The 10,860-nt window shown below is 60.2% G+C and carries 9 protein-coding genes; 3 read left to right on the top strand and 6 right to left on the bottom strand.

Going from position 1 to position 10,860, the window contains the following annotated elements:
- Nucleotides 1-206: 206 nt before the first annotated feature.
- Nucleotides 207-1,586, bottom strand: a complete 1,380-nt coding sequence (locus QMX86_RS25165) for a UDP-glucose 6-dehydrogenase (protein WP_282382982.1) — start codon at nucleotides 1,584-1,586, stop codon at nucleotides 207-209.
- Between the two features lie 243 nt (nucleotides 1,587-1,829).
- Here QMX86_RS25165 and QMX86_RS25160 point away from each other — a divergent pair, with 243 nt between their 5' ends.
- Nucleotides 1,830-2,768: a tyrosine-type recombinase/integrase gene (locus QMX86_RS25160; RefSeq protein ID WP_024012956.1), complete on the top strand. Its 939-nt coding sequence runs from the start codon at nucleotides 1,830-1,832 to the stop codon at nucleotides 2,766-2,768.
- A gap of 5 nt (nucleotides 2,769-2,773) precedes the next feature.
- On the opposite strand, the gene QMX86_RS25155 is transcribed toward QMX86_RS25160, so the two are convergent.
- The 5 genes from QMX86_RS25155 to QMX86_RS25135 all read right to left on the bottom strand — a co-directional run bounded on the left by QMX86_RS25155 (nucleotide 2,774) and on the right by QMX86_RS25135 (nucleotide 9,166).
- Nucleotides 2,774-3,325, bottom strand: a complete 552-nt coding sequence (locus QMX86_RS25155; RefSeq protein WP_123442488.1) for a PqiC family protein — start codon at nucleotides 3,323-3,325, stop codon at nucleotides 2,774-2,776.
- A 17-nt stretch (nucleotides 3,326-3,342) separates the two neighbouring features.
- On the bottom strand, nucleotides 3,343-4,998 hold the full coding sequence (locus QMX86_RS25150) for an MlaD family protein (protein ID WP_282382976.1): 1,656 nt from the start codon (nucleotides 4,996-4,998) through the stop codon (nucleotides 3,343-3,345).
- 245 nt (nucleotides 4,999-5,243) lie between these two features.
- A complete protein-coding gene (locus QMX86_RS25145) occupies nucleotides 5,244-6,545 on the bottom strand; it encodes an FAD-binding oxidoreductase (RefSeq protein WP_282382974.1) in 1,302 nt (433 codons plus the stop codon).
- Entirely contained in the window at nucleotides 6,542-7,630 is a 1,089-nt protein-coding gene (locus tag QMX86_RS25140; protein ID WP_282382972.1) for a polyamine ABC transporter substrate-binding protein, read from the bottom strand. The genes QMX86_RS25145 and QMX86_RS25140 overlap by 4 nt, the downstream gene beginning before the upstream one ends.
- Before the next feature lie 177 nt (nucleotides 7,631-7,807).
- Nucleotides 7,808-9,166 carry a glutamine synthetase family protein gene (locus tag QMX86_RS25135; RefSeq protein WP_016774729.1) on the bottom strand — a complete coding sequence of 453 codons (1,359 nt, stop codon included), beginning with the start codon at nucleotides 9,164-9,166 and terminating at the stop codon, nucleotides 7,808-7,810.
- Between the two features lie 162 nt (nucleotides 9,167-9,328).
- Between QMX86_RS25135 and QMX86_RS25130 the strand changes: the two genes are divergently transcribed.
- Nucleotides 9,329-10,225 (top strand): helix-turn-helix domain-containing protein, encoded by an 897-nt coding sequence (locus QMX86_RS25130; protein ID WP_282382970.1) that lies wholly within the window; start codon nucleotides 9,329-9,331, stop codon nucleotides 10,223-10,225.
- 82 nt (nucleotides 10,226-10,307) lie between these two features.
- Entirely contained in the window at nucleotides 10,308-10,817 is a 510-nt protein-coding gene (locus QMX86_RS25125) for a sigma-70 family RNA polymerase sigma factor (protein ID WP_071172436.1), read from the top strand.
- The last annotated feature ends 43 nt before the right edge of the window (nucleotides 10,818-10,860 follow it).

Here is a 10,860-nt window from a genome sequence, read left to right as displayed (position 1 = left end):
GCGGTGGATCAGTCTCTGAATGTGTCGAATGGTACACCGCTATCGCGAGCAGGCTCACTCCTACAAGGGGTTGTGTACAAACGATTATCGCTGACCACCGCAAATCCAGTGTGGGAGCGAGCTTGCTCGCGAAGGCGGCGGTTCAGTCACCTGCGATGTCGCTGTCATACCGTATTCGCGAGCAGGCTCGCTCCCACAAGGTCAATTCAGGCTACATCAGACGCTGCCGGCCTCTGCCGCAAGGTGATCGGCAACTTGCACGATTCACCGCGCCCCATCGGGAAATACTGGAAACCATTGCGCGCCAGGCGCCCGGCGTCGTACAGGTTGCGGCCGTCGAAGATGACCGGGCTGTTGAGGCGCTGTTTGATCAGCTCGAAATCCGGGGCCTTGAACTGTTGCCATTCGGTGCAGATGATCAGCGCATCGGCGCCGCCCAGTACCGATTCCGGCGTGCCCATCAGCATCAGTTTTGATTCGTTTGGATAGAGATTCTGGGTTTCCACCATGGCCTCCGGATCAAACGCGCGCACGCTGGCCCCGGCAGCCCATAAATCTTCGAGCAGAACCCGGCTCGGCGCGTCGCGCATGTCGTCGGTGTTGGGCTTGAAAGCCAGGCCCCACAAGGCAAAGGTCCTGCCGCGCAAGTCACCACGGTAGAAGGCGTTGATGCGTTCAAACAGTTTGTGTTTCTGGCGCTGGTTGATCGCTTCTACCGCTTGCAGCAGATCACTGGAGCAATGCGCCTGTTCGGCACTGTGAATCAACGCGCGCATGTCCTTGGGAAAACACGAACCGCCGTAGCCGCAACCCGGATAGATGAAGTGATAGCCAATCCGCGTATCGGCACCGATGCCCTGGCGCACTGATTCGATATCTGCGCCGAGGTGCTCGGCGAGTTCGGCGATCTGGTTGATGAAGCTGATCTTGGTCGCGAGCATGCAGTTGGCGGCGTATTTGGTCAGCTCGGCGCTGCGCAGGTCCATGAACAGGATGCGGTCATGGTTGCGGTTGAACGGCGCGTACAGATCGCGCATCACATCGCGCACTTCAGCGCCTTCGCAACCAACGACGATACGATCCGGCCGCCGGCAATCAGCAACCGCTGAACCTTCCTTGAGAAATTCCGGGTTGGAGACAATATCGAACTGCAGCAGGCGCCCAATCTTGATCAGGGCCTTTTCGATGTGGCTGCGCAAAGCGTCGCCCGTGCCCACCGGCACCGTGGATTTTTCCACGACGATCAACGGCTGCTCACGGTGTCGGGCAATCGCGTCGCCGACCGACAACACGTAGCGCAGGTCCGCCGAACCGTCCTCCCGTGACGGAGTGCCCACCGCGATGAACGCCACCCGCCCATGCAACACTGCGAGTCGCTCATCAGTGGTGAATTGCAGGCGTTTCGAGTCCAGGCCCTCGCGCACCAGGCTGGCCAGCCCCGGCTCGTAAATACTGACGTGCCCCTGGCCCAATTGCTCGATCTTCTGCGCGTCGACATCCATGCACACCACGTCGTGACCGACCTCAGCCAGCACCGCCGCCTGCACCAGACCGACATAACCACTGCCAAATACCGTGATCTTCATGCCGCACTCCTGTTCGCAGTCCCTGCATTGAACATAAGAGCGCGATGTTTCAGTTCGCCTACCGTGCTGATAAAGCCGCAAACAGACCGTTCGGGGAATGCCCGATTGACTTTTACCGCCTCGAGCGGCAGGTTGTCGGCCTTTCGCGGCAACCCCCGTCTTTGAGTTACGCCGTTTTTTTGCGTTTCATTTCATGCATTTATTGTTTTTGTTGAATCGTTTTTTATTTCAAGGCCGTTTCGTTTGAGTGATTTGTCGAGTACCCAACCTGCACCGTCCACCAGCAATCCGCTGACCATTTACCTGGCGCGACTGGCACCTTCCAGCCAGTTGACCATGCGCTATGTGCTGCAAGATGCCGCTGACCGCCTCGGTTTCGAGGACGTCGATATCGAAGAGATCCCGTGGCACGGCCTGCAACCGGAAGACGTGGTGGCGCTGGTCGCCGCTTTGCGTGCCGACGGTTATGCACCGAACACCTCGTCGCTGTACGTCAATGCCGTGCGCGGGGTGATGAACGAGGCGTGGCGCATGAGCCTGATCAGCCAGGATCACCTGCTGAAGATGCGTTCGGTCAAGGGCATAGCCGGCACACGGCTGTCCCAGGGGCGCAACCTCAAGCGCACGCTGATTCACGAACTGATGGAAGTCTGCGCTGCCGACCCACGCCCGCAGGGCTTGCGTGATGCGGCGGTGATAGCGCTGCTGTACGGCACCGGCATGCGCAAGTCGGAATCGGTGGATCTGGATCTGAGTCAAGTCGACTTCAACGAACGCAGCCTGACCGTTACCGGCAAGGGCAACAAACAGCTGATCAAGTACGCGCCGGCCTGGGCCTTTGCCAAGCTCGATGCCTGGCTGGAACTGCGTCGTTCACAGCTCAAGGAAGGCGAGAGCGACGATGCATTCCTGTTCAATCGCATTCGCCGGGGCAGCCACATCACCCGCGAGCGCATCACCAAACACGCGATCTACTACATCGCCCGCCAGCGCGGTACGCAGGTCGGGGTGAAAATCATGCCCCACGATTTTCGGCGTTCGTTCATCACCCGGGTGATCGAAGAGCACGACCTGTCGATCGCGCAGAAACTCGCGCATCACAGCAATATCCAGACGACCGCCAACTACGATGTGCGCGATGACAACGAGCGCCGGCGGGCAGTGGATCGCTTCGATTTGTGACGCGATTAGCCCGATGAAGGGCAATTGCGCGCGGCCGTCGCAGCCTGAGTGATTTGTGCAGCAAGCCGTTTGACGTTGTTCTGTTGCGCAGTCACCAGCTCTTCGATGCTTGGCCCTGAAGGCGTCTGCAACACCGAGCGACAGGTCAGTAGCGCCGCGTCCGCCGCACCCAGCGGGCGCACTCGCCATTTCACGTCGATCAAGGCGTACTGGCCGGGAATCGAATCGAAGCGCTGCACGTCGATACGCACCGAGGCGCGCTGCTGGCCGACACCGCTGCTCAATTGGTCGATCAGCGCGCCGCGCAACTCATCGGCAAGAGTGGCGCTCCACCAATCGGTTTCCAGAATCGCCACGCCGCTGTTGCCCTGGCGAATGACGATCTGCGCGCGATCGACCTGTGGCGGCACGCTGATGCTTTCGATGGCGATGTCGGCGCCGTTGCGGCTGGCACCCGGTTGCGCCGGAGTCAGTGTGTGAAAGCTGATCGGGTCGCTTCGGCACGCAGTCAGCAGCACGAAGGCAGCGAGCACGGTGATCTTCAACGGTAAAGCCATGGATGCAGCTCCTGTGCTCAATTGCGTGGCGGTCCTTTAAGGTCCAGCGGCGCGGCGTTGTCGGGACGCCCGCGAATCAGCGACTCAGGGTGGCGACCGAGGTAATCCGACAGCTCTCGCAACGAGCGCGACATGCGCCCGAGCTCGTCGAGGGTTTCGGTCAACTGCTCACGTTGCGGTGAGTCCTCGGCGAGAGTCGCATTGGCGGACTGCAAGGTCTTGCTGACGTCGGCGAGGGTGCTCTGTACCCCCGGCAGAGTCCTGGCGTTGAACTGCTTCAGGCCCTTGCGCAGCTCGACCAGATTGCCGTCGAGGTTGCTGGCGATGCGTTCAACAGGCAATGCGTTGATCTTGTTGACCATCGCCTCGAGTTTTTCCTGCAACTGTTCGAGGCTGCCGGGGACGGTCGGAATGGTGACCGGCCGTGCCTTGGGGTCGAACGCGACTTTCGGCGCTTTGGGGTAGAAATCCAGCGAGATATACAACTGACCGGTGAGCAGGTTGCCATTGCGGGCCTGGGCGCGCAGGCCATTTTCAATGAACGTGCCGATCAGGCGCGCGCCGGTGGCCTCGTCGTTTTCGTCGCCATGGTAGGTCTTGAGAATCTTCGCGTGGGCACGGCCGAGTCGCTGCGGATAAATGACGATGCCGACATTCACCGGAAAGGTGCGTTTGATCTCGTCGAAGTCGAGATTGACCGCCACCACCCGGCCGATTTCAATACCGAGAAACTCGACGGGCGCATCCACCTTGAGGCCGCGCAAGGCCTGATCAAACCGCAGCGCCAGGTATTGCGCCTTGCCGTCGGGCGGGGCGAGGGCGGCGGTCTGGTTGGCAAACAGCTCGAAACTCTTGTCGTCGCTGGCCGGTTTATCGTCGGGGCTGTAATCCGGGGCACGGAAAGCGATGCCGCCGACCAGCAGGGTCGACAGCGACTCGGTTTTCACCGCGAAACCGTTGGCGCCGACATTGATGTCGATGCCACTGGCGTTCCAGAAGCGGGTGTTTTCGGTGACGTAGGCGTCGTTCGGCGAATGCACGAATACTTCGATATTGACGCCTTTGCCGTCCGGGTCCAGCGCGTAGGACACGACCTGGCCAACCGGAATCTTGCGGTAATAAACGGGGGAGCCGATGTCCAGCGAGCCAAGGTCCGCGGTGTGCAGCGTAAAGCGTTTGCCCGGTTCGCCGTAGGTGATCGGCGGCGGGTTCTCCAGACCTTTGAAGTTTTTTGAGCGGGTATTGGCCTGGCCAATGTCGGCGCCGATGTAATCCCCCGACAGCAGCGTATCGATGCCCGATACACCGCCGGCGCCGATGCGTGGACGCACCACCCAGAACTGCGAGTCCTCGCGGGTAAAGGCTTCGGCCTGCTTGGCCAGTTTGATCGTGGCGTTGACGTGTTTATGGTCGTTGGCCAGTTCGACGTCGGAGACATGGCCGATGACCACGTTGCGGTACCGGACTTCGGTTTTGTTTGCGGTCAGACCATCGCCGGTCTTGAAGGTGACGGTGATGACCGGGCCTTCCTGAAGGATGTTGTGAATCACCAGCGAAATCCCGACCAGCACCGCCACAATCGGTACGATCCATACCAGTGAAATAGCGAAACGGCGGGTTTTGATCGGCGCTTGACCGGGTGCTCGCGGCTCATCGCTGGCTGACGACTTCATCCATGTCCTCCTCAATTAATCGGGCCCTGAGCGTCAGGAACGCAAAAGCACTTCATCAATATAGAAGTGCTTGGCGATAGAGCAAATGTGTATAGCTGGCGTGGGACGCGATTGCGGTGCAAGGAGTTGCCGAAGGTTGCGACCTGATCGTTCCCATGCTCTGCGTGGGAATGCAGCCCGGGACGCTCTGCGTCCCAAGATCGCAGCCTTCGGCAGCTCCTACAGGAGCCAGAGTCGTGGCGGGCTCAGCCGAGCATTTCGCGCAGGCGATACCAGAACATGCCCAGCGCCAGCAGCGGCGAACGCAAGGCCGGGCCACCGGGGAAGGTCATGTGCGGCACGCCGCTGAACACGTCCATGCCCTGGCTGTGCCCGGCATGAATGGCTTCGCCCAACAGCTTCGCGCACCAGTGGGTGACGTTGAGGCCATGACCGGAATAGCCCTGCGCGTAAAACACGTTCGGGTGCTGTTTGAGTCGGCCAACCTGGGGGAAGCGATTGGCGGTAATGCCGATCTTGCCGCCCCATTGGTAGTCGATGTGCACGTCGGCCAGTTGCGGGAACACCTTGAGCATTTTCGGCCGCATATAGGCGGCAATGTCCGCCGGATCGCGCCCGGAATAATGACAAGCGCCGCCGAACAGCAGCCGTCGATCAGCCGAGATTCGGTAATAATCGAGTCCGACCTTTTGATCGCACAGCGCCAGGTTCTGCGGAATCAACTGGGCGGCGCGGCTTTCGTCCAACGGCTCGGTGGCGATGATGTAACTGCCGGCGGGCAGCACTTTGCCGCTGAGTTTGGGTTCCAGTTCATCCAGATGCGCGTTGCAGCCGAGCACCAGGCTGCCGGCGCGCACTGAACCCGTGGCGCAGCGTACCTCGACGGTCGGGCCATGGAGAATTTCCAGCACCGGACTTTGCTCAAAGATACGCGCGCCTAGCGATGCCGCGAGACGCGCTTCGCCCTGGACCAGATCCAGCGGATGCAAATGGCCCGAACCCATGTCGATCAATCCGCCGGCGTACACTCCGGCGTCGACCACTTGCTGACGGATCTGCTCCGGCCCGACCAGCCTGGTTGCGTGGGCATAGTCGAGTTCGGCGAGACTGGCCTGTTCCTGCTTGAACGCGGCGAATTGCGCGGCGGTGTTGGCCAGTTCGCAAAAGCCCCAGCGCAGATCACAGTCGATGGCGTTTTCAGTGATGCGCTGGCGCACCAGATCCACCGAATCGATGCCGGCGCGCTGCAGATAGCGCACGCCGTCCTGGCCAACGTAACGGGCGAAACCCTCGACTTCATGGCCGATACCGCGAATCAGCTGACCACCGTTGCGACCGCTGGCGCCCCAGCCGATACGTCGCGCCTCGAGCAACACCACCGACAGACCACGCTGGGCCAGCTCAATCGCGGTGTTGACGCCAGTGAAGCCGCCACCGATTACGCAGACATCTGCAAGCAAATCACCATCCAGCGCAGGGTAGGGCGTGCTCGCCCGCGCAGAAGCGGCGTAATAAGAGCCGGTGTGTTGTGCGCTGTGCTGATTCATTTGTTCGACTTCACTTTGCTCCACGACCGGGTCATCAGACGCATGATCGCCTGGGGCGGGGTCGAGGAAATGTAGAGTTTGTCGAGCACCGACTGCGGCGGGTAAACCTCAGGATTGTTGACCAAGTCCTGATCCATGAACGGCTTGGCCGCAGGGTTCGGGTTGGCGTAGCCGACGGTGGCGCTGACCTTGGCGATTACTTGCGGATCGAGCAGGTAATTGATGAAGGCGTGCGCCTCTTTGGCGTTGCTCGCGTCGGCCGGAATCGCCAGCAGATCAAACCACAGGTTGGCGCCTTCCTTGGGGATGGCGTAAGCGATACTCACACCGTTCTTGGCTTCCTTCGCGCGGTTGGCCGCCTGGAAGACATCGCCGGAGTAACCGAACGCGACGCAGATGTCGCCATTGGCCAGGTCCGACACGTATTTGGAAGAATGGAAATAGGTGATGTACGGGCGGATGCTCAGCAGCTTGGCTTCGGCCTTTTTGTAGTCTTCAGGGTTTTCACTGCGCGGGTCCATGCCCATGTAGTTGAGGATGGCCGGGAAGACTTCGTCAGCGGAGTCCATCATCGACACACCGCACTGGCTCAGCTTCTTCAGATTCTCGGGTTCGAACAGCACGGCCCAGGAATCGATGTGGTCGATGCCGAGCACTTGCTTGACCTTGTCGACGTTGTAACCGATGCCGTTGGTGCCCCACAGATAGGGCACCGAGTGCTCATTGCCAGGATCATTTTTCTCGAGCAATTCAAGCAGTTTCGGGTCAAGGTTCTTCCAGTTTGGTAACTGCGAGCGATCGAGTTTCATGAACGCGCCGGCCTTTACCTGACGAGCGAGGAAGTGGTTGGACGGCACTACCACGTCGTATCCGGTGCGACCGGCGAGGAGTTTGCCTTCAAGGGTTTCGTTGGAGTCGAAGACGTCGTAGATCACCTTGATCCCGGTCTTGCTCTGGAAGTCGGCGAGGGTGGTTTCGCCGATGTAGTCGGTCCAGTTGTAGACGCTGACTTGGGGCTCGGCGTGGGCTACGGCACTGAACAGCACGCTCAGTGCGACCGGGAGTACGGATTTCAATAGACGCATTTCGACACCTCTTCTTGTAATGATCGCTCCCACGCTCTGCGTGGGAATGCCGCAACGGACGCTCCGCGTTCGGCTTTGGATGGGACGCAGAGCGTCCCGGGATGCATTCCCACGCGGGAGCGTGGGAACGATCAAATTCTCAGGCGCTGCACAACTCCCACAGGGACAGCTGCGCGTTCAGACGCTGAGCAGCAGGAACTCACGCTCCCACGAGCTGATCACGCGCTTGAAGTTTTCATGCTCGGCGCGTTTGACCGCGACATAACCGCGGACGAACTTGCTGCCCAGGTACTCGGCGACCTTCGGGCACTCTTCCATCTGCGTCAGGGCTTCTTCGATGGTGATGGGCAGGCGCAGATTGCGCCGTTCGTAGGCCCGGCCTTCGACCGCCGCGCTCGGCTCGATCTTCTCGACCATGCCGATGTAGCCGCACAGCAGGCTTGCGGCAATCGCCAGATACGGGTTGGCGTCGGCGCCGGGCAAGCGGTTTTCCACGCGCATCGATTCAGGCCCCGATGTCGGCACTCGCAGGCCGACCGTGCGGTTCTCTTCGCCCCATTCGACGTTGACCGGCGCCGAGGTGTCCGGCAGGAAGCGGCGGAACGAATTGACGTTCGGTGCGAACATCGGCAGGACTTTCGGGATGTATTTCTGCAAGCCACCGATGTGATGACGGAACAGCTCGCTCATGTTGCCCTCGGCATCGGCGAAGATCGGCTGGCCCGTCGCGATCTCGACCACGCTCTGGTGCAGGTGCATGGCGCTGCCAGGCTCGTCGCCGATCGGCTTGGCCATGAACGTCGCAGTGACATTGTGCTTGAGCGCCGCCTCGCGCAGGGTGCGCTTGAACACGGTGATCTGGTCGGCCAGATCCAGCGCATCGCCATGACGGAAGTTGATTTCCATCTGCGCCGGGCCGTCTTCGTGGATCAGCGTGTCGAGATCCAGGCCTTGCAGTTCGCACCAGTCGTAGACGTCTTCGAACAACGGATCGAATTCGTTGGCGGCATCGATCGAGAATGACTGGCGACCGCTTTCCGCACGGCCCGAACGGCCAAGCGGTGCTTTGAGCGGCAGGTCCGGATCTTCACAGCGCTGGGTCAGGTAGAACTCCATTTCCGGCGCGACAATCGGCTTCCAGCCCTTGTCGGTGTAGAGCTGCAGGACTTTCTTCAGCACGTTGCGCGGCGACAGTTCGATCGGATTGCCAAACTTGTCGAAGGTGTCGTGGATGACGATGGCGGTCGGCTCGATTGCCCACGGAATGACGTACACAGCGTCGGAAACCGGCTTGCAGACCATGTCGATGTCGGCCGGGTCGAGCAGGTCGTAGTAGATGTCGTCGTCGACAAAATCCCCGGTTACCGTTTGCAGCAGCACGCTCTCCGGCAGGCGCATACCGCGCTCATGCAGGAACTTGTTGGTCGGTGCAATCTTGCCGCGGGCGATGCCGGTCAGGTCGCTGACCACGCATTCGACTTCGGTAATCTTGTGATCTTTCAGCCAGGTGAACAGCTGATCGAAAGGGGCGTTCATAAAGACCTCGTTATTGGTTTTGTAGACGCCGGGGAGGGCGGGTTTCATCTTCCGCCCCTTCCCCTGTGGCGCGTTGGCGACTATCTTGGGCGCGGCTTGCGATTCCATCTATCCACTTTCAGCAGCACCAAAGCGCACCAAAAGAGTGCGCAAGGTCACCCCATGACAACGTGCAATCCGCTTCAGGTACAAGCGTTCAATACCGCCGACGTGGCCGAGCAAATCCGCGCTACACCGGGCTGGGTCCAGCATTACCAGCAGATGTCGCCGGGACATTTCGCCGGGAAGATTCGCTATCTCGATCTGCAGGGCGTCGAGGTCTACGAAGAACAGATGAACACCCGTGTCGAGCAGAATTTCAGTGCGCCATCCGGTGCTCTGGCGTTCTGTTTCGATCGCAGCGACAACGCGCTGTACCTGCTCAACGAAGAGAGCCGCAACATCTGGATCACCCCGGAGAACTACCGGGAAATCGCCGTGGTATTTGGTCCGGATTTCGTCCGCGAGCACGGTTTGCAAGTGGCAAAGCTCGAGGGTTTGTTCATGGCGCCGCTGAACTGCGGCCAGAACGCTTTGTTCAGCGGCTGGTTAAGCTCGATTCTCACGAAGTTGTCGCAAGCTGCTGATCCACTTGATAAAGATCGCCTCACTCGGCAACTGCTCGAGGACTGCCTGTTCGTCCTCGATAACGCTCACACCAGCCTTGATCGCAGCGGATTGCAGCGACGCAACAACGAACGCCAGATCATCAAAAGAGTAGGGGAATGGGCGGCTGATTCGCCGGAAGACACGGTTAATCTGCTCGAACTTTCTCACGTTGCCGGCGTACCCCTGCGCCAGTTGCAACAGGCTTTCAAGGCCTACACCGGGATGACCCCGAGCCACTGGTTGCGCCTGAGGCGGTTGAACAGTGCGCACCGTGAATTGCTCAAGCGCAGGCCTAGCGAAACCACCGTTGCCGAAGTGGCGATGCGCTGGTCGTTCTGGCATCTGGGGCGGTTTTCCAGCAGTTACCGCGCGCTGTTCAAGGAGCTGCCGAGCGAGACGCTCAAGCGCTAAGCAACAAAAAGGCTTTGTGTCCCCGAAGAAGTTAAATAGAATCAGTCTCATTTGAATCTACCTTCGCGCAGGGTCTCTTGAGATGATTGAAGCCACATCACCGTCGGAGCAGAGCCTGCAACAGTTGTATCGCGAGCACCGTGGCTGGCTGGAAACCTGGCTGCGCCGGCGCATGGGCAATGCGTGGGATGCGGCGGACCTCAGCCAAGACACCTTCCTGCGTGTCTTGTGCAACGCGCCGCCACTGGCTGAATTGCGCGAGCCGCGCGCGTATCTGCTCACCGTCGGCAAACGGCTGCTGAGCAATTTCTACACGCGGCGCCATCTGGAAAAAGCCTACCTCGATGCCTTGGCGCAATTGCCGGAAGCGTGCGCACCGTCGCCGGAACAGCGCTGGTTGCTGTTGGAAACCTTGCAGGCGCTGGATGAATTGCTCGATGGCTTGCCACGTGCGGTGCGGCGGGCATTTCTTTGGAGTCAACTCGAGGGCCTTGGCTACCGCGAGATTGCCGAGCGCTTGCAGGTTTCCGAGCGCACGGTGAAACGCTACATGGCCCAGGCGTACGAGCATTGCCTGCTGGTGGAGCTGTGATGCGCGTTGCCCCCAACGATGAAACGCGGGAAGTGGCGAGGGC

Origin of the sequence: Pseudomonas sp. PS01270 (genome assembly GCF_029959775.1) — a bacterium.
Taxonomy (GTDB): domain Bacteria; phylum Pseudomonadota; class Gammaproteobacteria; order Pseudomonadales; family Pseudomonadaceae; genus Aquipseudomonas; species Aquipseudomonas atacamensis.
This window is presented reverse-complemented; position numbering and strand designations above follow the sequence as displayed.

Excerpts from the sequence above, each read along its gene's own strand:
- QMX86_RS25165 (WP_282382982.1), bottom strand. The coding sequence starts at position 1,586 with ATGAAGATCACGGTATTTGGCAGTGGTTATGTCGGTCTGGTGCAGGCG.
- QMX86_RS25155 (WP_123442488.1), bottom strand. The coding sequence starts at position 3,325 with ATGGCTTTACCGTTGAAGATCACCGTGCTCGCTGCCTTCGTGCTGCTG.
- QMX86_RS25150 (WP_282382976.1), bottom strand. The coding sequence starts at position 4,998 with ATGAAGTCGTCAGCCAGCGATGAGCCGCGAGCACCCGGTCAAGCGCCG.
- QMX86_RS25145 (WP_282382974.1), bottom strand. The coding sequence starts at position 6,545 with ATGAATCAGCACAGCGCACAACACACCGGCTCTTATTACGCCGCTTCT.
- QMX86_RS25140 (WP_282382972.1), bottom strand. The coding sequence starts at position 7,630 with ATGCGTCTATTGAAATCCGTACTCCCGGTCGCACTGAGCGTGCTGTTC.
- QMX86_RS25135 (WP_016774729.1), bottom strand. The coding sequence starts at position 9,166 with ATGAACGCCCCTTTCGATCAGCTGTTCACCTGGCTGAAAGATCACAAG.
- QMX86_RS25130 (WP_282382970.1), top strand. The coding sequence starts at position 9,329 with ATGACAACGTGCAATCCGCTTCAGGTACAAGCGTTCAATACCGCCGAC.
- QMX86_RS25125 (WP_071172436.1), top strand. The coding sequence starts at position 10,308 with ATGATTGAAGCCACATCACCGTCGGAGCAGAGCCTGCAACAGTTGTAT.